The sequence below is a fragment of the Hyphobacterium indicum genome (assembly GCF_003129605.1).
Taxonomy (GTDB): Bacteria; Pseudomonadota; Alphaproteobacteria; order Caulobacterales; family Maricaulaceae; genus Hyphobacterium; species Hyphobacterium indicum.
The window spans coordinates 398,987-421,895 of the sequence record NZ_QBDX01000004.1 but is presented as its reverse complement, the minus strand read 5'-3'; the positions used below and the strand labels follow the sequence as shown (position 1 = coordinate 421,895).

General features: G+C 62.8%; 23 protein-coding genes. 12 read left to right on the top strand and 11 right to left on the bottom strand.

The window, feature by feature from the left end; translation table 11 throughout:
* Nucleotides 1-3: 3 nt before the first annotated feature.
* Nucleotides 4-1,137 (bottom strand): GNAT family N-acetyltransferase, encoded by a 1,134-nt coding sequence (locus tag DBR16_RS10065; protein ID WP_109261127.1) that lies wholly within the window; start codon nt 1,135-1,137, stop codon nt 4-6.
* Between the two features lie 105 nt (nt 1,138-1,242).
* Between DBR16_RS10065 and rmuC the strand changes: the two genes are divergently transcribed.
* From rmuC to truA, 6 genes are all read left to right on the top strand, one after another.
* Nucleotides 1,243-2,604, top strand: coding sequence for a DNA recombination protein RmuC (gene rmuC, locus DBR16_RS10060; protein WP_109261126.1), 1,362 nt, complete (start codon nt 1,243-1,245; stop codon nt 2,602-2,604).
* A 32-nt stretch (nt 2,605-2,636) separates the two neighbouring features.
* Nucleotides 2,637-3,164 carry a peptide deformylase gene (gene def, locus DBR16_RS10055; RefSeq protein WP_109261125.1) on the top strand — a complete coding sequence of 176 codons (528 nt, stop codon included), beginning with the start codon at nt 2,637-2,639 and terminating at the stop codon, nt 3,162-3,164.
* A complete protein-coding gene (locus tag DBR16_RS10050; RefSeq protein ID WP_109261124.1) occupies nt 3,161-3,679 on the top strand; it encodes a GNAT family N-acetyltransferase in 519 nt (172 codons plus the stop codon). Before def ends, DBR16_RS10050 begins: the two co-directional genes overlap by 4 nt.
* Before the next feature lie 158 nt (nt 3,680-3,837).
* Nucleotides 3,838-4,470, top strand: a complete 633-nt coding sequence (locus DBR16_RS10045) for a hypothetical protein (protein ID WP_233347740.1) — start codon at nt 3,838-3,840, stop codon at nt 4,468-4,470.
* Nucleotides 4,471-4,524: 54 nt separating this feature from the next.
* Entirely contained in the window at nt 4,525-5,451 is a 927-nt protein-coding gene (gene fmt / locus DBR16_RS10040) for a methionyl-tRNA formyltransferase (RefSeq protein ID WP_407657723.1), read from the top strand.
* Nucleotides 5,451-6,188, top strand: a complete 738-nt coding sequence (gene truA, locus DBR16_RS10035; RefSeq protein ID WP_109261122.1) for a tRNA pseudouridine(38-40) synthase TruA — start codon at nt 5,451-5,453, stop codon at nt 6,186-6,188. The genes fmt and truA overlap by 1 nt, the downstream gene beginning before the upstream one ends.
* On the opposite strand, the gene DBR16_RS10030 is transcribed toward truA, so the two are convergent.
* Entirely contained in the window at nt 6,185-6,757 is a 573-nt protein-coding gene (locus DBR16_RS10030; protein WP_109261121.1) for a hypothetical protein, read from the bottom strand. The two genes, truA and DBR16_RS10030, sit on opposite strands and share 4 nt — an antisense overlap.
* On the bottom strand, nt 6,754-7,902 hold the full coding sequence (gene dapE, locus DBR16_RS10025; RefSeq protein WP_109261120.1) for a succinyl-diaminopimelate desuccinylase: 1,149 nt from the start codon (nt 7,900-7,902) through the stop codon (nt 6,754-6,756). The genes DBR16_RS10030 and dapE overlap by 4 nt, the downstream gene beginning before the upstream one ends.
* Before the next feature lie 126 nt (nt 7,903-8,028).
* Between dapE and DBR16_RS10020 the strand changes: the two genes are divergently transcribed.
* Complete coding sequence (locus DBR16_RS10020) at nt 8,029-8,487, top strand: hypothetical protein (RefSeq protein ID WP_125184548.1); 459 nt, start codon at nt 8,029-8,031, stop codon at nt 8,485-8,487.
* On the opposite strand, the gene dapD is transcribed toward DBR16_RS10020, so the two are convergent.
* The 7 genes from dapD to rpmH form a co-directional block, all read right to left on the bottom strand.
* Nucleotides 8,484-9,311: a 2,3,4,5-tetrahydropyridine-2,6-dicarboxylate N-succinyltransferase gene (dapD, locus tag DBR16_RS10015; protein ID WP_109261118.1), complete on the bottom strand. Its 828-nt coding sequence runs from the start codon at nt 9,309-9,311 to the stop codon at nt 8,484-8,486. The two genes, DBR16_RS10020 and dapD, sit on opposite strands and share 4 nt — an antisense overlap.
* On the bottom strand, nt 9,308-10,006 hold the full coding sequence (locus tag DBR16_RS10010; RefSeq protein ID WP_109261117.1) for a pyrimidine 5'-nucleotidase: 699 nt from the start codon (nt 10,004-10,006) through the stop codon (nt 9,308-9,310). Before DBR16_RS10010 ends, dapD begins: the two co-directional genes overlap by 4 nt.
* On the bottom strand, nt 10,003-11,013 hold the full coding sequence (locus DBR16_RS10005) for a DUF1036 domain-containing protein (protein WP_233347738.1): 1,011 nt from the start codon (nt 11,011-11,013) through the stop codon (nt 10,003-10,005). The genes DBR16_RS10010 and DBR16_RS10005 overlap by 4 nt, the downstream gene beginning before the upstream one ends.
* Before the next feature lie 12 nt (nt 11,014-11,025).
* Nucleotides 11,026-11,604: a ribosome biogenesis GTP-binding protein YihA/YsxC gene (gene yihA, locus DBR16_RS10000; protein ID WP_407657722.1), complete on the bottom strand. Its 579-nt coding sequence runs from the start codon at nt 11,602-11,604 to the stop codon at nt 11,026-11,028.
* Between the two features lie 65 nt (nt 11,605-11,669).
* Complete coding sequence (gene yidC, locus DBR16_RS09995; protein WP_109261115.1) at nt 11,670-13,439, bottom strand: membrane protein insertase YidC; 1,770 nt, start codon at nt 13,437-13,439, stop codon at nt 11,670-11,672.
* Between the two features lie 21 nt (nt 13,440-13,460).
* On the bottom strand, nt 13,461-13,817 hold the full coding sequence (gene rnpA, locus DBR16_RS09990; RefSeq protein WP_109261114.1) for a ribonuclease P protein component: 357 nt from the start codon (nt 13,815-13,817) through the stop codon (nt 13,461-13,463).
* Between the two features lie 20 nt (nt 13,818-13,837).
* Nucleotides 13,838-13,972 (bottom strand): 50S ribosomal protein L34, encoded by a 135-nt coding sequence (gene rpmH / locus DBR16_RS09985; protein ID WP_109261113.1) that lies wholly within the window; start codon nt 13,970-13,972, stop codon nt 13,838-13,840.
* A gap of 130 nt (nt 13,973-14,102) precedes the next feature.
* Between rpmH and DBR16_RS09980 the strand changes: the two genes are divergently transcribed.
* Nucleotides 14,103-15,551, top strand: a complete 1,449-nt coding sequence (locus DBR16_RS09980) for a HAMP domain-containing sensor histidine kinase (RefSeq protein ID WP_109261112.1) — start codon at nt 14,103-14,105, stop codon at nt 15,549-15,551.
* Here DBR16_RS09980 and ggt read toward each other — a convergent pair.
* Nucleotides 15,548-17,236: a gamma-glutamyltransferase gene (gene ggt / locus DBR16_RS09975; protein WP_109261111.1), complete on the bottom strand. Its 1,689-nt coding sequence runs from the start codon at nt 17,234-17,236 to the stop codon at nt 15,548-15,550. The genes DBR16_RS09980 and ggt overlap by 4 nt on opposite strands.
* A 32-nt stretch (nt 17,237-17,268) precedes the next feature.
* Between ggt and DBR16_RS09970 the strand changes: the two genes are divergently transcribed.
* From DBR16_RS09970 to DBR16_RS09955, 4 genes are all read left to right on the top strand, one after another.
* Nucleotides 17,269-18,252 (top strand): P1 family peptidase, encoded by a 984-nt coding sequence (locus DBR16_RS09970; RefSeq protein ID WP_109261110.1) that lies wholly within the window; start codon nt 17,269-17,271, stop codon nt 18,250-18,252.
* Between the two features lie 78 nt (nt 18,253-18,330).
* Nucleotides 18,331-20,460, top strand: a complete 2,130-nt coding sequence (locus DBR16_RS09965; RefSeq protein ID WP_109261109.1) for a reprolysin-like metallopeptidase — start codon at nt 18,331-18,333, stop codon at nt 20,458-20,460.
* Between the two features lie 170 nt (nt 20,461-20,630).
* Entirely contained in the window at nt 20,631-21,482 is an 852-nt protein-coding gene (locus DBR16_RS09960) for a sulfotransferase (protein ID WP_109261108.1), read from the top strand.
* Entirely contained in the window at nt 21,479-22,906 is a 1,428-nt protein-coding gene (locus DBR16_RS09955; protein ID WP_109261107.1) for a sulfotransferase family protein, read from the top strand. Before DBR16_RS09960 ends, DBR16_RS09955 begins: the two co-directional genes overlap by 4 nt.
* Nucleotides 22,907-22,909 lie beyond the last annotated feature (3 nt).

The window sequence follows — 22,909 nt, the reverse complement described above, 5'->3', positions numbered from 1 at the left end:
CGGTCAGGCGGCTGAAATCTGCGCCCGGAATCCGCGCGCGAATGTCTTCAGTCTTGGCCCCAGATCGGGCTCGAAAGCACTGACCTGCGCCCAGCGGCGGCGGGCCCGTGCCGGCAAGTCACCGAGCTTTCCGGGCAGGAATTTGGCGCATTGTTCTGCGGCATCCCAGGAGTGCAGGCCGAGCGCGGCAAAACCGGGGGCGATGAGACGGCCGGACTCCAGCGGCACTTCATAGGAGGCATAATAGGTCTTGTAGTGGGCCCCGCCCTTGCCGAGATCGACCCGCGACAGGCCCAGCTCCGGTGCGGCCTTGAAGATTTCATGCAGCAGGAGCAGGCCGGGCGAGACTTTTGCAAAGCGCTCGTCATAGGCCGGGAACCAGGAATGATAGACATCACCGGCGCGCAGGCCGAATTCGACGGCGGCCAGTTCGTCGCCGAAATAAAGGGCGAATGTCAGGCCCTGAAAGCCGGTGTCCGTTGAGGTGTTCAGATTGGCCAGAAGCTGACGCGCCCAGCCGATATTGAAGATGTCGAGCTTGCCGGTGGCATCATACTGCTCGGATTTCCAACGGGCGAGCGTATTGAAATGGGCGCCGCCAGCATCCCCGACGACCAGCCTTGCCGGTCCGAAGTCGCGCTCTGCATTGCGCAGGCGGCGGCCGATTTTCTTGAACTGGGATTTGTGCGCCGCCCTGCGGCCGGCGAAATAGGCGTCCGGCCCGTCAGACAGGTCCACCACGACGGAGCCATCGCGCTCGCGGGCGATACCGGGCTTGCAGGCTGCGCTACTCCACCAGTTGTCATACGCCATGAAGCCGGCGCCGAGCCGGGTCAGGAAGTCCTTCGGGCAGATGGACACGCCGGGCTTTACGATGATGCCCTGATAGTCGGACATGGGCGCGCCGACCGGGCGCAGCGCAAAGTGCCGCGGGGCGTGATAGGCGAAATAGCCGATCGTTTCCGCATCCTGCCCGATCACCGCAATGCGGACATCGGAGCGGACACGATCAACAGCCTGCGCAAATTCAGGCAGCAGGTAGGGGCTGACCAGATGCCCGTCCTGATACGCCCAGCTCCGCCACTGGCCGAGTTCGGCTTCGCTCAAGTCCCGTATCGAAACGCTTTTCACGCGCATTCGGCCCGCTCCTCTTTCTCTTGAGAGGAGAAAAGCAAGAAGAGTGCCGGTTTCGGCATGGCAGGCAAAGGATTAGGCTGGTCCCTCATATGACGGGATGATTCGATGTTCGATGCGCTGACCCTTGAGACCATTCTGATTGTTTCCGCCCCGGTCGTGACGCTGGGGCTGCTGGTGCTGTGGATGACAACCAACACGGCAAAATCGCGTCTGGAGCGGGAGCTGACGGAGGTCCGGAACAAGGCGGCGATTGCGGACCGGCTGGAGCAGGATCTGGCGGAAGCGGAAACCGCGCTCCGGCATGCTAATGAGGCGCGGGAAAAGGCTGAAACGCGGTTTGCGCGGCTGGAAAGCGAGCTGCAGTCGGCCGAGCGGCATCATGCCGAGAAACTCGCCGATCTGGAAAAGGCGCGCGAGCAGCTGAAGGAGACGTTCAAGGTCACGGCCAGCGAAATCCTGAAGTCCAGCGGCGAGGAATTGAGCAAGTCGAGCAAGGAATCGCTCGACAAGATGCTCAACCCGCTGCGCGATCAATTGAAGGAATTCCGCGAAAAGGTGGAAACCGACTCGCACAAGCGCGTGGAACAGACCTCCGCCCTCGACCGCATGGTCCAGATCCTCCGCAAGGACGCGCAACAGATGTCCGAGGACGCCGCGAATCTCGCCAATGCGCTGCGGTCCTCGTCCAAGATGCAGGGGGATTGGGGTGAGCTGATCCTGACCAGCATTCTGGAAAAGGCGGGATTGCGCGAGGGCCAGGAATTTCACACCCAGCAGACGGAGACTGACGGGGAGGGCGCGCGTTTGCGGCCCGACGTGGTGGTCGACATGCCGGGCAGCCAGCGCCTCGTGATCGATTCCAAGGTCAGCCTGAAAGCCTTCGAGATGTGCGTGAATGCGGAAAGCGATGATGACCGTGACGCCGCGCTGAAACAGCACCTCGCCTCGATCCGCGCCCATATCAAGAGTCTGCACGAGAAAAACTATCCCCGGCTCTATGAAGGGGTCAGTTTCACGCTGATGTTCATTCCGCTGGAAGGGGCGGCCAGCCTCGCGTTCCAGAGCGATCCGGATCTGGCCGGCTTTGCCTGGGAGCGCGATATCATGATCGCCACCCCCACGAATCTGATGATGGCAATGCGGACGGTACAGAATCTGTGGACGATCGACCGGCAGAACCAGAATGCCCGCGAGATCGCCGACCGGGCCGGTCAGCTCTATGACAAGCTGGTGGGCTTTGTGGAGGAGCTGGACACGGTGGGACAGAGGCTGGATCAGGCGCATGACGCCTGGTCGACGGCAAAGAACCGGCTGTCGTCCGGGCGCGGCAATGTCATCCGCCAGACCGAAATGCTGAAATCCCTCGGGGCCCAGACCAAGAAATCGCTGCCGGCGTCTTATCTTGATGCGGCGGATAACGACGAGGCCTTGCCCGCGCTGGACGCTCCGGACACAGACGAGACTTGAAGAAACACACTGGCTCGCATACTTAATCCCTCATGGCCGTACGCGAAATACTCACCGTCCCGAATCCGATCCTCAAGGAGGTTTCGAAGCCCGTCGACACCGTCGATGAGGAGCTTCGCTCGCTGATGGATGACATGCTGGATTCCATGTACGCTGCTGACGGGATCGGCCTTGCCGCCATCCAGGTGGGTGTGCCCAAGCGTGTCATCGTCATGGATCTCGACTGGGGAAGGGGGGAGCGCAATCCGCGCTATTTCGTCAATCCGGTCCTGTCCGACCCGTCCGACAACAAGCTGCCCTATGAAGAGGGCTGCCTGTCGGTGCCGACCTATTATGACGAGGTGGAACGCCCGGACCGTGTGCGCATCGATTATCTCGATTATGACGGCAAGCCGCAGACCGAGATTGCCGAGGGCATGTTCGCGGTCTGCATCCAGCACGAAATGGATCACCTCGAAGGCGTGCTGTTCATCGACCATCTCTCGCGCCTGAAACGCCAGCGCGCCGTGCAGAAGGTGAAGAAACTGGCCAAGCTCCGCGATCAGGACGACGCGGCTTGATCCTGCGGCCGGCGGTGCCGGGTGATGCCGCCCTGCTGGCCCGTTGGGACGAGAAACCTCATGTCAAATGGTGTACCGGTCTTGACCCGGACCAGCCCCTGCCTGACGTCGAGCGCGAGGACTGGGCTGGTCAGATTGCGCGCGATGTTGACTGGCTGGATATCCTGATCGGTGAGGTGGAGGGCCGCGCCATCGGCGTTGTCCAGATCATCGACCCGCATCTGGAAGAAAGCCATTACTGGGGAGATTGTGCGCCGCATCAGCGCGCGATCGATATCTGGATCGGTGAAGAAAGTGATCTGGGCAAGGGGCATGGCACGAAGATGATGCAGCAGGCGATTGATCGCTGTTTTGCCGACCCCGCGGTCACGACCATCCTGATCGATCCCCTGATCATCAACACCGCTGCGATCCGTTTTTACCGGCGGCTAGGTTTTGTGGATGTCGGTGAACGCCGGTTTGGCGAGGATGACTGTCTGGTGATGGAATTGCCCCGTGCGGTCTGGCAGTTCTGAACGAAAACCGGAGCGGCACCAGCAATCCCACACGCATACGGCTCGACATTCGCGCGCGTATCCTGTCTCCTGCCACTGATTTCATAATGGGCATTGAGCCAATACGTAGAAACATAGAGGCGGGCCTCGTCACCAGGGCGGGATTGGGAGACATGACTATGAGTGGCACATCAGGAAAGATGAGTGGCGTATCCGGAAAACTGACGCTGGCAGGCATTGCGGTGGCCACGAGCACGGTCCTTGCAGCCTGTTCCATGGGCGGCGGACAGGAGCCGGAGGCCGCAGCGCCGGCCGATCTGTTCGAGGCGCTCACGGCCTATTGCGGGCAAGCGTTTGCAGGCCGGGTCGACAGTGAGGATCCGCGCGATGCGGATTGGGTGGGGCAGACCCTTGTCATGCATGTGCGCGAATGCTCGGACGATGAGATCCGGATTCCCCTGCATGTGGGCGAGGATCGCTCGCGGACCTGGGTGGTGACGCGCACAGAGGATGGCTACCGCCTGAAACATGATCACCGGCATGAGGACGGGTCGGAAGACGTGCTGACGCAATATGGCGGCGACTCCTCTGTTGTGACCGCGTCGCGCATCGAATTTCCGGCCGATGAATTCAGCCGCGACCTCTTTGTCCGCGAGGGCATTCCGGATTCCGCGCAGAATACCTGGATGATGGAAATCGAAGGCGGGAGTTTCACCTACGGGCTCGACCGTCCGGGGCGGACATTCCGCGCCGTGTTCGACCTGTCCACGCCGGTCGAGGCCCCGCCGGCGCCCTGGGGATTTGAAGACTGACAGCGGATAGTCCTTGATCTTGGCGGCGCGATTGGCTGAAACGCGGCCATGACCTTGCGCCTTGCCTTCATGGGAACACCGGACTTCGCTGCTGCCTCGCTGGCCGAGATCGCCGCGGCGGGGCATGAGGTGGTGCGGGTCTATACCCAGCCGCCACGCCGCAAGGGGCGGGGCAAGGCGGAGCAGAAAACGCCGGTGCACGCGCTGGCGGAAACGCTGGGGCTGGATGTGCACACGCCGGAAAGCTTCCGCGATCCGGACGTGCTGGCGGATTTTGCCGCGCTGGATCCTGATCTGGCGGCCGTCGTGGCCTATGGACAAATCCTGCCGCAGGCGGCCCTGGATGTGCCGCGCCTGGGCTGCCTCAACCTCCATGCCTCGCTATTGCCACGCTGGCGCGGTGCTGCGCCGATACAGCGGGCGATCATGGCCGGGGACGAGCTCACCGGCGTGCAGATCATGCAGATGGAAGCGGGGCTCGATACCGGGCCGATCCTGCTGTCGGAAACGGTACGCATCTTCCCGTTTGATACGGCGGGCAGCCTGCATGACCGGCTGATGGCCACGGGCGCCCAGATGTGGCCCCGGGCGCTGGCGGCGCTGGAGCGGGGTTCGCTGGAAGCGGTGCCGCAGGCGGACGACGGCGCGACCTATGCGAAGAAAATCAGCAATGAGGAGGCGCGCATCGACTGGCGCCAGCCGGCAGAGACGGTTGCCAACCAGATCCGCGGCCTGTCGCCCTTTCCCGGGGCCTGGTTTGAATGGCCCGCGGACAAGGGCGCGGTCCGCGTAAAGGCGCATATGGCGAAGGCCGAAGATGGTGAAGGCCAACCGGGCCTGGTGCTGGATGACGGGCTGTTGATCGCCTGCGGTGAGGGGGCGGTGCGCCTGACCCGCCTGCAGCGCGAGGGCCGGGCGGCCATGGACGCGGATGATTTCCTGCGCGGGCGTGCCCTGCCGGCCGGCACCGTGCTGAGCTGATGCCCCGCTACAAGCTGACCCTGGAATATGATGGCGGGCCCTTCATGGGCTGGCAGTGGCAGGATCACGGCCCCAGCGTGCAGGGCAGTCTGCAGCGTGCGGCGGCGAAGCTGAATGGCGCGCCCGTCGAGGTCATCGGGGCCGGCCGGACAGACAGCGGCGTCCACGCGCTGGGACAGGTGGCGCATCTGGATCTGGTGAAGGATTTGCGCCCGGACACGGTCCGTGATGCCATCAACCAGCATCTGCGTCCCGACCCGGTTGCGGTGCTGGACTGCGTGGAAGTGGACACGGATTTCCACGCCCGGTTTTCGGCCGCACGGCGGCATTACATCTATCGCATCATCGACCGCCGGCCGCCGCTGACGCTGGACCGGGGCAAGGTCTGGCGGGTGCCGGTGAAGCTGGATGCCGACGCCATGCACGCCGCGGCGCAGTGCCTCGTGGGGGAGCACGATTTTTCCACCTTCCGCGATGTGCAGTGCCAGGCAAAGTCACCGGTAAAGACACTCGACCAGATTTCGGTGCGCCGGGTGGCGGACGAGGTGGAGCTGACCTGTTCGGCGCTGTCCTTCCTGCATCGCCAGGTGCGCTCGATCACCGGGTCACTGGTCGAGATCGGGCGCGGCAAATGGACAGGGACCGATCTGGTCCAGGCGCTGAAAGCCCGCGACCGGGCGGCCTGCGGGCCGGTCGCTCCCGCCGATGGTCTTTATCTGGAGCGGGTAGACTATTAGCGCATCAGCTCGATGAGGGCGAAATCGACGATGACGGGGATGAGCCCCATGACGATGCCGAGCCCGGCCGGGAGGCCCAGCGCGGCGACCGCGATCCGGGCGTGCAGAAAGAAGCGGAAGATCAGATAGACGCTGGTCAGCAGGCTGTAGGATACCGGCGCGCTGGAAAGCCCGGCCAGATAGAACAGGAAGATCAGGCCTTGTAGCAGGAAGAGGAAGAGCACCGCCCAGTTGTGCAGGATTACCCATTGCACAAAGCGGTGCTTCACCCCGGCAATGCGCGTCAGCAGCGCGGCCAGGATCGGGAAAACCAGCCAGATCCGCACCAGATCGATGAGGAAATCGCCGCCCGTATAGCTGTTCTGGAATCCGGGTGACAGCTCGGTAAAGAGCCGTGTCGTGCCTTGCAGGATGAACCAGAAGACCGGCAGAACGAACAGCGCGGCACTGAAGCTGCGGACAAATCCGCCGGCACTCAGATTCAGATGACGCTCCCAGTCATCGCGAAAGGCCATGGCGTGAAGGACAGCCTTCAATCCCGAATAGGCCTCATATATCAGGCGGATCATGCGGCCAGCCCGAAATAGGTTCTGATCAGCCGGGCATAGATACGGGTCAGGGTTTCGATGTCGCTTGTGTCCACGCGCTCATCCACCTGGTGCATGGTGGCACCGACCAGGCCGAATTCGGCGACCTGTGTGTAGTGGCGGATAAAGCGCGCATCGGAGGTTCCGCCGCCGGTGGTCAGGGCCGGTGTCAGGCCGGTCTCGGCCTCGATCGCGGCTTTCAGGGCGCTGGTGAAATGATCCGGCGTGGACAGAAAGGCTTCGCCGGTGACCGTCAGGTCCAGCTCGATCCGGCCTTCAAAGCCGACGCTGGCCGCCTTGGCCTCGGACTCGATCCAGCGTTTGAGCTCATCGCCTGTATGCGCCGTGTTGAAGCGGATATTGAACTTGGCGCGGGCTTCGCCGGGAATGACATTGTGCGGTTCATTGCCGACATCAATCGAGGTGACTTCCAGATTGCTTTTCTGGAAATGCGGCGCGCCCTCATCCAGCACCCGATCGGTCAGATCGTTCAGCAATTCCAGGAGTTTGGGCACCGGATTGTCGGCCAGTTCCGGATAGGCGACATGGCCCTGGCGGCCGATGACGCGGATCACGCCATTCAGGCTGCCGCGGCGGCCGACCTTGATGGTCTCGCCCAGCCGGTGCGGATTGGTCGGTTCGCCGACGAGGACATGATCGAAGCGCTCGCCCTCCTCATGCAGGGCCTCCATCAGGCGTTTGGTGCCGTTGACGGCCGGACCCTCTTCATCGCCGGTGATGAGGAAGACGATGGAGCCGGGAATGTCGTGCGCGGCCTTCACCTGCGCCACAGCGGCCACCATGGCGGCGAGTGCGCCCTTCATGTCGGCGGCGCCGCGGCCCCAGAGGACGCCCTCCTCGATGCGGGCCTCGAACGGGCCATTGGTCCAGCTCGCCGCGTCGCCGGGCGGCACTACGTCGACATGGCCGGCAAAACCGAGCACCGGGCCTTGCGTGCCCAGCCGGGCATAGAGATTGTCGACCTCGTCAAACGGATAGCGCGTTGCCGCAAAGCCGACCGCCTCCAGCGCGCCCTGCAGCACGTCCATCACGCCTTCGTCTTTCGGGGTGACGGAGGGCGCGCGGATCAGCGCCTGGGCGAGCGGGAGGGGATCGGCAGAGGACATATGAAAGAGGTAGCCTTGCCCCGCCGCCCTGCCAAGCGGGATAGAGGTTTTTGCCTCACTGAAATTCATTGAGCATGCCCGGCATCGTTCTATGATTGTGTTCATGTCGAACTTGGAGACGAGCTAATGAAACGCAACTTATTGATACTGATGGCAATCATGAGCTTGGCGACTGGCAGCGCGTACGCACAAGATGCCGACAGCGGTTTGGATATTTCTGATCCGCTTGCCTGGGTCGAGGCCTATGTCTTGGCGATGAATGAGAATGGGGCGGACCAATTCGTCACATTGGGAGTCAGCCTTGGAATGCCGGAGATGCAGATGCGGGCGCAGTCGGCTCAGATTGCTGTCGCGATTAGCCCTGATGGCCTGCTCGAAAATCATGTGGTGAGTTATTCAGCCTGCGGCGATGGTTTCCGCCAGATATTCGTTTACACGCTGTGGGAGCCAATGCAGCCCCTGTTTCTAAAGTTCGACTTCTTGCGGTCAGGCGACACTTGGATCGTTGGTCATTTCAATATCAACACGCAGCTTGCGGCCTTGCCGCCGTTTGATTCTCCTTCTTGTGAAGGAATGCGTTTCTAGTCCCTCAGGAGCTCGTTGATAGCGGTCTTGGCGCGGGTGCGCTCGTCCACGGTCTTGACGATGACGGCGCAGGCGAGGGAGGGGCCGCCCTTGGGATCTGGCAGGGTGCCGGGGGCCACCACCGCATAGGGCGGGACTTCGCCATAAGTGACTTTACCGGTGGCGCGATCGACGATCTTGGTCGAGCCGGAAATGAAAACGCCCATGGCCAGCACCGCGCCTTCACGGACAATGACGCCTTCCACCACTTCCGAGCGCGCGCCGATAAAGGCGCCGTCCTCGATGATGGTCGGATTGGCCTGCAAGGGCTCCAGCACGCCGCCAATGCCCGCGCCGGCGGAGACATGCACATTCTTTCCGATCTGGGCGCAAGATCCGATACTGGCCCAGGTATCCACCATGGCACCTTCCCCGACATAAGCGCCGATATTGACATAGGAGGGCATCAGCACGGCTCCGGGCGCGATGAAGGCGCCCCGGCGCACGGCACAGGGCGGGACGGCGCGGAAACCGGCGGCCCTGAACTCGGCCTCACCCCAGCCTTCGAATTTGGACGGAACCTTGTCCCACCATTTTGCGCCGCCAATGCCGCCCCCGATCACCCCCATCGGATTGAGCCGGAAGGAGAGGAGGACGGCCTTTTTCAGCCATTGATTGACAACCCATTCGCCGCCGGAATTTTCCCCCACCCTTGCCTTGCCGGCATCCAGCAGACCGATGGCCTGTGCCACGGCATCGCGGACCCCGTTCGTCAGGGCGGCGGGATCGTCGCGTCTGTCCCAGGCGGTATTGATGACGGTTTCGAGGGCGGCAAGATCGGTCATGCGGCTTCGTCTTTCGTTTTTGCGGTGGAGAGGAAGGTTTTCAGGCAATCCACGGCAAAATGGACATGGTCCGGGTGATCCTCCGGTCCGGCACTTTCCTCGTCGCGCGGACCCGGCCTGGCCCGCACCAGAATCGTGGTCCAGCCCAGCTCGTACGCGGTCTTGAGGTTGCGGATCGAGTCCTCGAAAAACGCGCTCTCCGGTGCTTTCACGTCAAAGCGCGACGTGAAAAGGTCGAAGCCGGACCGATGCGGCTTGGGCTGGAAGTCCGCCGCCTCGACATCGAACATGTCATCGAAACAGTCCGACAGGCCGAGATGATGGCAGATATCCTCGGCATGTTTCATGGAGCCATTGGTATAGACATAGCGCCGTCCCGGCAGGGCGCGGATATGCGCGGCCAGCTGCGGATCGGGGGTGATTACGCTGTGATCGATGTCATGAACGAAGTCGAGAAAGTCGCGGCCATTGCGCACCTGGCCATTCGCCATCAGCCCGTTCAGCGTGGTGCCGTATTCGCGCCAGTAATCCTTCTGCACCTTGCGGGCATCTTCATGTGACAGGTTGAGTTCGCGGGCGACAAATTCTGTCATCCGGCGATCGACCTGTGACATGACGTCGGCGTCGGACGGGTAGAGCGTATTGTCCAGATCAAAGACCCAGGTCGATACGTGTGAAAGGTCGGGCGGGCTCATTGTCCGGGGTCCTCCGGAGCGGGCTGCTGCGCCGGCACCCTGAAATCGGCAATCGTCAGCTCGACGCGGCTGGTGCCATCCACAGGGTCCGGGATCTGCCGGAAGGGGGCCGTGGAGTAGCCGCGGCCGGCACATTCGGTGCGGCCTTCGGCCACAAAACGGGAGGGCGAATAACAGAAGTTTTCGGTGCCGCCCTGGAGCCGGCCGCCGGTTCCACCCGTGCGTTCGGCATAGAACCAGGCATTGGCCGTGGACAGATGGTCGGCGATCAGGCGGGCGCAGCCTCCGGCGTCCAGCCGCCACCAGCCGCGAGCTTCCCATACGGATTCGCGCTGACGGCCCAGTGCGACCGCAATCCGTCCTTCGGTCTCGTTGCAGACGACCAGGCCGGCCTCGGCATTACGGCGGATTGCAGCGGCTTCCAGAGCGTCGATCAGTTCCGGCCGCGGCGGCGTCCGGGGCAGGCCTTCGGCCTGGACAAAAGCGGCAATCGCGCGGGTCGTGCGGCGGCCATCCAGACCATCAATGAGGCGGATATCATAGCCGGCATCGCGCAGGAGCCGCTGGATTCCGGCTTCCTGAGCGTCCTCGCCAAAATCGGCGGGCTCGACCAGCACGGTGCGGAAGCGGTGTTCGCCGCGCAGGACATCAAACCCACGGCGGTCGAGACCCAGCGCGTCGCAATCGCTGACCGCTTCAACGGCAAAATCGGACGCGCCGACACAGAGGTCGAGCTGTCCGCCCCATTCACGGACGCCGCCCAGATAGGCCGCCGTCGAGCGCGCATAGAATAACAGCGGATCCTCGCTTTCCGGGTCAATCGACGGGCCGGCTTCCACACATTCGCCGGGGCGGATGCGGGTCCAGCCCTCCACCGCGATGTCGCGTTGCGGCGTCGCCCAGCCGAGGGCGGCTTCGACAATGAAGCTGGTCTCATTGCAGATATCCGCCGCCTGCGCGGGCACAGCGGGGAACAGCAAGGCCAGAAAGAGAAGGGCGCGAAACATCATCGCTCTACCTTATCCGGAAAATTCCGGCGTAAACGCGGCAATCGCATCGCGAAGATCATCCAGGCCGGATTTTTTTGTCGACGACGTCCGGATGATTTCCGGGAAGGCGGCGGGTCGTTTGACAATCCGTTTCAACGTGGCCTCCTCCATGGCGGTCAACTCCGCGGGTTTCAGCTTGTCCGCCTTGGTGAGGATGATCTGGTAGCTCACCGCCGCTTCGTCCAGCCCGTCCATCATGGTTTCGTCGGCGGGCTTCAGGCCGTGGCGGGCATCGATCAGAAGATAGACGCGCTTGAGATTGGGGCGGCCCCTGAGAAAGGCTTCTGTCAGTTTCGTCCAGACCTGCGCCGTTTTCTTGGGAGCCTTGGCAAACCCGTAGCCCGGCAGGTCGACCATGCGGATGGCGCCGCCCAGATCAAAGAAGTTGAGCTCGCGCGTGCGGCCCGGTTCGCCGGAGGAGCGCGCCAGCTGTTTGCGGTTGGTCAGCGCGTTGATCAGGCTGGACTTGCCGACATTCGAGCGGCCCCAGAAGGCGATTTCGGGCGTATCGGCGGGCGGCAGGCCGGCGAGGTCCACCGCGCCCTTGATAAACTCGCAGGGGCGGGCGAAGAGCGCACGTCCGCGCCCGGAGCCGGAGCTGCCGGGCTCGGCGGTCAGCTTGCTTCTCCGCCGCGATTGCGCAGGGACTTGATCAGCTTGTCGAGCTGGGTTTCCACGCCCTGACGCCGCATGATGACGTATTGCTGGACGACGGACAGGAAGTTGTTCCAAGCCCAGTAGATCACCAGGCCGACCGCAAATTGCGCAAGCACGAAGGTGAAGACGATCGGCAGGAAGGCGAAGATGCGCGCCTGCATCTTGTCCGGCGGCGGCGGGTTCAGGGATTGCTGCGCCCACATGGTGATGCCCATCAGGATCGGCCAGGCACCAATGGCGAGCGCGCCGCCGATGAGCCACACGCCGGACGGATCGTAAGGCAGGAGGCCGAACAGGTTCCAGACATTTGTCGGGTCCGGCGCGGCCAGATCCTGAACCCAGCCCGGAAACGGCTCATGGCGCATTTCCAGGGTCACGAACAGGGTCTTGTAGAGCGCATAGAAAACCGGGATCTGGAACAATATGGGCAGACAGCCGGCCAGCGGATTGACCTTCTCGCGTTGATAGAGCGCGATGGTTTCCTGTTGCTGTTTCTGTTTGTCATCCGCGTATTTCTCGCGGATTTCCTGCATTTTCGGCTGCAGGTTTTTCATCTTCGCCATCGACACATAGGCCCGGTTGGCGAGCGGGAAGAACAGGATCTTGACCAGAACCGTCACCGCCAGAATGGCGAAGCCGATGCCGCCGAGGAAGCCGGACAGGGTGTGCAGCAGCCAGAAATAGGGGCGGGTCAGGAACCAGAACATGCCCCAGTCGACGGCCATGTCGAAGCGGGAAATGCCCAGATTTTCCTCATAGGCCTGCAAGAGATCGACGCGCTTGGCGCCGGCGAAGATGCGCGCCGTGGTGCTCAGTGTGGCGCCCGGTGCGAGCTCGACCGGCTGGGTGACATAGCCGGACTGGAAGGTGTCATCGCCCTGGCGTGCGATCAGGCGCATCGAGCCTTCGAATTCCATGGACTGATCGGGAATGACGGCGGCCATCCAGTATTTGTCGGTAATGCCCATCCAGCCGCCCGTTCCGGAGCGGGCGGTTTCGTCGCCGGGATTCATGGAGCGGTATTTCTCGTCGAGAATATTGGTGCCCACCACGCCGATCGGGCCTTCATGCAGAATGAAGAAGGGGGACCAGGGCGCCGGCGGCTCTCCGTCGCGGCGCACGCGCGCGAAACGCGACAGGCTGGCGGTCTGGCCCGACGTGTTCTCGATCTCGTCGGCGAAGGTGAACATATAGTCGTCGTCCAGCGAGATCGTACGGCGGAAAACGAGGCCGTCATTGCCCCGGTATTCCAGCACGACCGGGGTTTCCGGTGTCAGCTGATTACCGGAGACCAGCGTCCAGCTGGCATTGAAGCCTGGCGCATCGGTCGGCCCCGCGCCCAGCGCCTGCCAGCCATCCTGAGCATAGAAGGCGTTCGGGCCATCGCGGCGGTGCAGGAACTCGACCGGTGACTCATCGTCGACTTCGGTATCATAGCGTTGCAGGCGCAGCTCATCGATCCGGGTGCCGGTCAGGGACAGAGAGCCGGTGACGGCTTCGCTGACAATCGCGATCCGCTGTTCCTCGGCGGGGGCGGCGGCATCCGCTGCCGCAGCGTTCGAACTCGCTGCAAGGTCCGTCATTTCCGTCTGCACGGCCGTGGATTGTTCGGCGAGGCGCGCAGCCTGCTGACGCTCATTCATCGGACCGAGGACGAATATCTGATAGGGAATCAGAATGGCCGCCGAAATCACGATGGCGAGGATGATATTGCGATTGTCGCCCATGAGAGGGTGTCCCGATCCGCTTTAGTCGTCTGTGTCGCCCGAGGCCGGGCGGGCGAGGGTTTGCAGCGCAGATTGCACATCGTCAAGCAGGCGCGGCCATGCCCGGGTTGAGGTCGTCACACGGGCGATGAACACATAGTCGTTTCCAGCCTCTCCGTGGAGGGGCAATAGCAGCCTTGCCGCTTCTTTCAGGCGGCGCTTGGCGCGGTTGCGGACCACGGCATTGCCGATCTTGCGTGTGGCGGTGAATCCGGCCCGGATTTCGCCGGGCGGACAGCGTCCCTCGCGGGCCTGGATGACGACGCTGGACCGGACCGCCTTGCGGCCTTGCGCCACATACAGAAAATCCCGCCTGACGCGCAGGCGGGATATCTTCATTTCCGTATCGCGTGTGGCGATCAGGCCGACAGCCGCTTGCGGCCTTTGGCGCGGCGGCGGGCCAGAACCTGACGGCCGGCTTTGGTGGCCATACGCGCGCGGAATCCGTGCCGGCGGCTGCGGACGAGCTGGGACGGTTGGAAGGTACGTTTCACGGGCGCGCTCCATTACATGGGCAAATCTCAAGAGGCGCGGTGAATACGCGAGCGATCCGGGGCCGTCAAGAGCGTAAGCCTTGCTTGTTCAGCGGCCCGGTGTGGGCTATCGGCTTGTACGGCGAATGATATGACAAAGCTCTCACCTCCCCTCCGTGCCGCGCAACGATTCCGGAATGTCGTGATCGGTGTCTGCCGGGCAACCGTTGAAAGCCTGCCCGGCCGTCTTCTGCTGTTCACGCTGGGCTTTGTCATGCTGGCGCAGATGCTGATCTTTCTGCCGCTGGCGGCGCAATTCCGCACCAACTGGCTGTCGGATCAGGCCGAGACCGCCTTCATCGCCGCGCTGGCCGCCGATGTCGCCCGGGGCGGGACGCTGGGCGATATGGAGGTGAGCGAATTGCTGGAAGCCTCCGATGCCGTGGCCGTGGCCCGTGTGACCGAGGGCCGGAACGAGCTGGTCCTTTATGGCGGGCCGATTGATGCCCCTCTCATTGAAGCGGATCTGCGGCGCGAAAGCTGGTCGATGCGGATCAGCAGCGCCGCCCGCACCTTCACCGTAACCGACGAACGCTATATCCGCATCATCGCCAATCCGCAGGCGCGGCCCGATGACATCATTGACGTCATCGTGCCGGAAGCGCCGCTGAAAGCGGCCTTGCTGGAGTATTCGGTGGGCCTGTTGCAGCTTTCCCTGTTCATCGCCGTGGTCACCGGGATCCTGCTCTATGTGACATTGCTCTATGCCTTTGTGCGCCCGATGCGGCAGCTGGCGGCGGCGATGGCGCGTTTCCAGAAAGACCCGATGGATCCCAGGCGCGCCATCGTGCCGGATACGCGCAAGGACGAAATCGGCCAGGCGCAAAGGGCGCTGGCGGCGATGCAGGAAGATGTGCGGGCGGCTCTGAAACAACGCGAGCGGCTGGCGGCGCTGGGCGCGGCCATGGCCAAGATCAATCATGATCTGCGCAATGTGCTGGCGTCGGCGCAACTGGTCTCCGACCGGCTGGTGTCGTTCGAGGATGAGCGGGTGCGCAAGATGGGCGCGCGCATGGTGCGGGCCGTGGGCCGCGGCATCCGCCTGACGGAAGCGACGCTGCAATATGGCAAGGCCGAGGAAAGCCCGCCGCAGATGATGCGGCTCAATCTGAAACTCGCCCTGGATGAAGCCGCGGCGGATGCCATGGCGACCGAAGGTGAAGGCGAATGGGTCAATGCGATTGCCGATGGCACGGCGATCACGGCGGATCCCGATCATGTGCACCGGATTTTCCTGAACCTGTTCCGCAATGCTCTGCAGGCCATGACCCTGACCGGCGGCAAAATCCGCCTGTCGGTGAGCGCCGGGGCGGAGGACGGTTACATGCGGATCGAGATTGCCGATGCCGGGCCGGGCCTGCCGCCAAAGGCGCGCGAAAACCTGTTCGAGCCCTTCACCTCCTCGACGCGCCGGGAAGGCACCGGGCTGGGTCTGACCACGGCCCGCGAACTCGCCCGCGCCCATGGCGGGGATATCGTGCTGGTGCGGACGGGCGAGGACGGGACGGTGTTCGCGGTTACGCTGCCGGCAGCAGATTAAGGCTCTCCCACCACGCCTTCGCGGCGCGGGTCGGCACCGCCGGTCAGCGTGCCATCTTCCAGACGCCTGATGATGTGCAGGCCGGAGTTTTCCGTCCGGTTGGCATCCAGGGTGAAGCCCATGGCGCGCAATTCATCGGCGAGCTCTGCCGGGAAGGTTTCCTCGACCCGGACGACATCGCCGCGCGCGACGACATTCGGCAATTCAATGGCCTGCTGCGGTGTCAGACCCCAGTCGAGCATGCCGACAAGGGTTTTCGAGACATAGGCAATGATGGAGGTGCCGCCGGGCGAGCCCGTGGCGAGCTCGAACGCGCCGTCCGCATTGAACACAATCGTTGGCGACATGGAGGAGCGCGGGCGCTTGCCGCCTGCGGGCGCATTGGCGGCCGGACTGCCATCGGCGTTCAGCGGATTGAAGGTGAAATCGGTCAGCTGATTGTTGAGGAAAAACCCGCCGGCCATGCGGTTGGACCCGAACAGGAATTCGACGCTGGCGGTCATCGAGACGACATTGCCGTCCGCATCGACGACCACGAAATGGCTGGTGCCGGGCACATCCGGTGTCCCGGCGGGTACGCTGGGAATGGCCGTGTCGCGGTCGATCAGGGCCGAGCGCGCGGCGATGTAGTTATCAGACAAAAGCGCCTCGACCGGAACGTCCACAAAGGCGGTATCTGCGATAAACGCATCGCGGTCGGCATAGGCGAGGCGGCTGGCCTCGATGAAGCGGCGCCAGCCTTCGGCCGTGTCCGGGCCGGAGGCCGCCATGTCAAAGGGCTCCAGCATGCCCATGATCTGGTTGACCGTCACGCCGCCGGATGAGGGCGGCGGGGCCGAACAGATATTCCAGGCGCGATATTCGCGGCAAACCGGCGCGAGGACTTCGGGCGTGTAGGTGGCCAGATCCTCAAGCGTCATCTGGCCGGGGATGGGTCCGGCGGTGACGGCCTCGACGATGTCCTGTGCCAGAGGTCCTTCATAGAAATTGCGCCAGTCTTCGGCGATGAGGCGCAGGCTGGCGGCATAGCCGGCATTGGTCAGGACATGACCCGCGGGAAGCGCCTCCCCGACCTCGTCGAAGAGATAGTTGCGCATGGCCGGCGACGCCGAGACATCGCGGATCTGGGCCGTCCGCAGAATGAGGGAATGGAGCCGCGGGCTGATTTCGAAGCCGTCTTCTGCCAGCCCGGCGGCAAAGGTGAAATTCTCTGCCCAGTCCAGCGCGCCATGATCTTCATGCGCCGTTGCCAGCATGGCGATAACGCCGGGTACGCCCACGGCGCGGCCACTGGTCCAGGCGGTGAGGAAGGGCAGGGGCGTACCCGTCTCGTCGAGCCAGTGTTCCGGTGTTGTCGCCGCCGGGGCCGTTTCGCGGCCATCATAGACAATGGTTTCGCCTGTGGCGGCATCATAATAGACTATGAAGGCGCCGCCGCCGATGCCGCTCGATTGCGGCTCGACCAGCGAAAGCGTGGTCTGGATGGCGATGGCGGCATCAATCGCGTTGCCACCGTCGCGCAGGGCTTCGAGGCCGGCCTCGACCGCATGCGGATTGGCTGCGGCGACCATGGCCGGGCCGGGCTCGGTTTCCTGCGCAGAACAGGCAGCGGTGGCGAGGCCAAACAGAGTCAGGCTTAATATACGGATCAACACACTTGCTCCCGGTCCAGTCGGTGGCACCATAACGCGAAGCGGAAGCAGCGGAAGACCTGAAGATGGCAAAACCCGGCGCGATGAACACGATGACCGATGTGCCCGGCCTGAAAGTCGGGCAGGCGCAGGATGAGGCTGTGCGGACCGGGGTGACGGTAATCCTGCCGGATGAACGGGCGGTCTGCGGCGTGGATGTGCGCGGCGGCGGTCCGGGGACGCGGGAAACCGATGCGTTGCAGCCGCATACGCTGGTCGAGGCCGTCGATGCGGTCGTGCTGTCGGGCGGTTCGTCCTACGGTCTGGCGGCCGCCGATGGTGTGGCGGGAGTGCTGGGGGCCCGGCGGCGCGGATTTGAATTGATGCCCGATCCGGCCGTGCCGGTCTCGCCGGTCGTTCCGGCGGCGATCCTCTATGATCTCGCCAATGGCGGGGACAAGCATTGGGGCGAGCTTCCGCCCTATGCGGCGCTGGGGCGGACGGCTGTTCAGGCTGCGGCCCGGGACTTCACGCTGGGACGCGCCGGGGCCGGTTATGGTGCCAGCGCCGGACGCCTGCCGGGCGGGACCGGGTCGGCGAGCGTGGTGACGGATGACGGCTATACAATCGGGGCGATTGTGGCGGTCAATTGTTTTGGTTCGGTCAAGGTGCCGGGGACGGACGCCTTCTGGGCCGCCCCGTTCGAATTCGGCGGTGAATTCGGCGGTGTGCCTTTCCCGGCCAGCGTGGATTTCGATGCAGAAGACTGGGGCGTTGCCAAATTCAACCCGGCCCCCGGCACGAATACGACGATTGCCGTGGTGGCGACGGATGCCGTGTTGTCATCCGCTGACGCCAAACGCCTGGCGCAGATGGCTTCGGCCGGGTTTGCCCGTGCCATACGCCCGGTCTTCACGCCGTTTGACGGCGATGTGGTGTTTGCCCTGTCGACGGGACAACGCGCCCTGGCCGATCCGGAGGCTTTCACCCTGTCGCGCTTGGGCTCGCTGGCGGCGGACTGTCTGACACGGGCAATTGCACGGGGCGTTTTTATGGCTGCAAGGGACTGATTTTTGTGGCTTTCGCATTCCGCTCCGGCTAGCGTCGGTTTTTCAGCGCCGGTCTGCGGTGCCTTTCGGGGGATATCCATGCACAGAATTCTTGCCGGCCTAGCCGTGTCTGTTGCCGTGTCCGTTTCGGCTTTCGGCCAGGACATGTTCACAAACGTAGAGTCCATTTCCGCCGCAGACGGCGGCCCGGACATCATCCGGTTCGACGGGCTGTCACCTGACGTCATGCGGATGTCTCCAGGCGATACGGTCGCACTCAATTTCGGGCCGGGTTATGTGGCCGAGCTGGACCGCATGGCGACCCAGTCCATGGGGGCGCAAGTCTGGGTCGGCCGGCTTGAAGGCGGAAGTCTTCTGGATCGGATTTTGATCACGGAAACCAACGGGCACGCTTTCGGCCGGATCGTGACCGAGGACGGCATCTGGCACATCATCCCGGAGGGAAATGGCCATCGCATCATGCAGATGCCGGCAAGTGCTCGGCCACGTATGAGTGCCAATGACATGATGATTCCCGATCCGCTGGTGCTGGCGCGGTTGGCCGAGGCCGGTGAATTGGAATTTTCCGGTGAGATAGCAGAAGCCGTGCCGGTCGGGTCGAACGGCATCATTGATATTGCGGTATTCTATTCCCAGAGCATGACCGCCCATTGGGGTCTGGCGACTGGCGGACGCATTCAGTATCTGATGGCGGTTCTCGATCAGGCGCTTGTTGACAGTGATACGGGATTGCGGGCGCGGCTCGTGCATCTGGATTCCGTCAATCTGACGACCGACAATGCGGATCAGGGCGTCACGCTGGAAAACCTGTCAGGCAATCCAAATGGCAATGCACAGATCACTCAGGATCTGAGCGCTCTGCGGGCAGCTGGCGTCACTTACGGTGCTGACCTCGTTGGAATTATCCAGCGTGCTCTGCCCGGTCAGACGTCTTGTGGCATTGCGTGGACCAACGGCACCAATGGAACGATGGACGCTTCAAATCTGCCCTTTGGGTATTCGGTTTCAGCCGACTGGCTGACACCAGATCAGTCATCTCTTTGTGACCCCGCGACTTTTGCGCATGAAATCGGGCACAATATGGGCTTTGTTCATAACGTCGAGGAGACAGGTCAGGTTGGCGGCGGTGTGCGGACTTTTGCGCACGGTCACCGGGTTGACTGTAATTTCAACACGATCATGTCTTATCCGTCTACCAACGCGCAAATACAGGCCTGCCCGGCAGGATCGCCAAATGGCATTGGCGGCGAAACAACGGCGTTTTTCTTCTCCAATCCGGAGCTGATGCGTTGTCCGCCAAACGGAACTGGCGCTTGCGGACGTCCGTTTAACGATGCTGATCCGGCTGACGTTGCGCGCGCCGCGCGTGAGGAGAGCCGGAATGTCGTGAATTTCCGTGCCGAAGCGCCGCGCGTTGTTTCTTCGGTTCTGCCGATTACACGTTCGGTCCAGAACGGAACGGTCGCCACGGCCTTCGCCACGATCATCAATCCGGCGGCAACCGGTTCCACGGCGACAGGCTGCGGTTTGCGGCTGGCCGGGACGACGCCGGCGCAGTTTTCCTATCAAACCACCACACCGGCCAACGCCTTGTCGGGCACGGCCAACACACCTGCGGATATCGCCGCCGGTGGTGCCCAGAACTTTGTGTTCTCGGTTACCAGTGCGACGGATTTTGCCGACAATCAGGGCCTTCCCCAAGCCTCGACAAATAACGAAACACATCTGTTCGTCGAGGCCTTCTGCAGCAATCGCCGCTCCGGTGAGTATACGCTGGGCCTGAATTCGCTGATCTTCAGCTCCTCTCCGACGCCGGTGCCGGATATCGTTGCCCTTGCGACCTCGGGTGATCCGGGGCGGGTGAATGTGCCGACGACCGGAAATTTCGTCGGCGTGTTTGCCGTGGCGATTTCCAATGTCGGAGCCGCGGGCACGATTACGGCCTCCGGCGATACAGGTGGGCGGGCGCTGGCGATCCAGAATATCGAGGTCTGCCCGACGAACCCCGCTACCGGCGTATGCACGTCGCCGCGGGCCGCCACGGCACAGTTGAATGTCGGCGCCAATGGCACGGCCACATTCGGCGTCTTCGTTCGCGGAAATGGTCAGGCCATTGCCAATGACCCGGCCCAGAACCGCGTTTTCGTCCGCTTCAATGAAGGCGCGAATGCCCGCGGCGCAACAAGTGTGGCGGTCCGGACGCAGTAATTCGCGCCAGGCACGGCGCCGGTCCGCACACGCAGTAGCGCGGCAGAAATGCCGCGCTATTTGCTTGCATCCGACCCCGCATTGGCGGCATTAAGACCATTGCGAGGGGATGAGTATTCCGTGCGGGCTTCAGACGCCCGGAACACTCCGCCGGGACAGGCTTTTTGAATATGACACATAGCTCGCCCATAACGGGCGTGATGATTTGCGGGGCCGGTCATTCCGGCTCTACCCTGCTGGGCTTGATCCTCGGTCGGGCGGACGGAGCCTTCTATGTCGGAGAAGGCGCGAAAATCCGCTATCTCCACGATCTGAACAAGCCGCTGCGCAAACGCGCCTGCAAGGTCTGTGGTGAGGCCTGCCCGGTGTGGTCCGACTTTCACTGGGACCGGGACAGACCGCTTTACCGGCAGGTGGCCGCCCATACCGGTACCCGCATCATTGTCGACTCAACCAAGAATGCCGCCTGGATCCGGGCGCGTTCGGATGAGCTGACGGCGGCCGGTGATCGCGGCGCACTGATTTTCCTGCAGCGTGATGGCCGCGCGGTTCTCAATTCACGTTTCCGCAAATATCCCGAGCGCGATGCCGCCGGGCAGATCCGGTCCTGGATGGATCAGATCATCGACAGCCGGGCGGTGTTTTCGGCCTATGACGGCCCGAAAATCGTGGTGCGCTATGAAGAGCTGGCGACCCGGCCCGAGGCCGTGGTCCGGCAGATCTGCGAGGTGGCGGGCCTGCCTTTCCGGGCAGAGATGCTGGCCTTCAATGACGGCGAGTCGCATCCGCTGGGCGGCAATACCGGCACCCAGTTCGTGGCGGCGCGCGGCAAGGTCGCGCATGACCCGGACGCCATACTCAAGCTGACACCGCGCACACATGATTATTATGCGAAGCATTCCGGCGGCATAAAGCTGGACCTTCGCTGGAAAACCGAAATGTCCGCGCCGCATCTGGCGTTGTTCAATGACATGGCCGGAGACTTCAATGCCGACATGGCCTGGGGAGAAGAGACTAAATGACCAAGATTGATCTGGTTTTCCGGCAGATTGACGAACGCACGCGGGATGTCTCGCTGGCGCTGGCGAAAAAGCATATCCGGCCGGATGCCGTGCATATCATTGATGATGTGCGGCCTTTCACCGAATGCGTGAATCAGATGCTGCGCATTGATCATGACTGCGATTACGTCGTCTATCTGGATGCGGACTGCCTGATCCTCGAGGAGATGCGCGAATTCATCGAGCAGACCGATGCCGCCTATGTCGATGCCTATGTCACGGACCGCTTCCGCGGCCGCCTGCATTGCGGCGTGCATATCACGCGGATCGATCTCGTTCGCGCCATGGCCGCTATCGAACCGCCGCTGGATGATCTGAAATATGTGCTGCGGCCGGAATCGCGCTTGCGTAATCTGGCGATGAAGCCGTTGCGGATGAGCAAGCAATTCCGCAATTTCGATATCCTGCACGACTATTTCCAGTATTACCGCCACGTCTTCATGAAATATGCGCTGCGCGAATTGCGCAGCCGGACAAAGGTCCAGTTCAAGCGCCTGTCCTCGGCGATGAAGCACTGGCCGGACGTGTCCGGCCCGGTCGATGATTTTGTTATCGCCCAGCATGCCGTGCGCTATGCGCGCGAACATGTCTCCAAAGATGCCGGCGCCGCAGAAACCCATGCCTTCATCGAAAACCTGCCCCAGCATGCCGAGCGCGAGCTGGCGCGGCTGGGGATTGAGGAGAAGGACCCCTTCACCCTGGCGGATCTGGAAGCCTGGCTGGAGAAGAATGACCAGCGCCATGTCTACGGATCGGCCGCCGAGAAGCCGAAAGTCTTCGGTCTGGGCCTGTCGCGCACCGGGACGCGGTCGCTGACGGCCGGCCTGCAGATGCTCGGATGGGACACATCGCACTATCCGATCGACGAGGATACCTATACCGAACTCGCCTATGGCCAGTATGACCTGACCCTGCTGAAATATCATGACGGGCTGACCGACATCACGACGGTGCCCTATTACCAGCAGCTGGACGAGCAATATCCGGGATCGAAATTCATCCTCACCGTGCGGGACCGGGAAAGCTGGCTGCGCTCGTGCCAGAATCACTGGTTCAACCGCCCGGCCTTCAAGCACACGGAAGACCCGGACGAGGAGACCCATCTCCTGATGCGCCAGCTTCTGCGGGCGGCGGTCTATGGCTGCTACAATTTCCAGCCGGAGCGATTTGTCTGGGTCTATGAAAAGCATGTGGCCGAAGTGAAGGCCTATTTCAGGGACCGGCCGGACGATCTGCTGATCCTGAATGTGTGCGAGGGCGAAGGCTTCGACAAGCTGGCGCCCTTCATGGGCGTGCCCAAACCGGCCGAGCCTTTCCCGCACAAGGGCAATATCATGTCACAGCGTGTGGAAGCGGCCCGGATTGCCGCGAAAGTGGCGGAGTAGAGG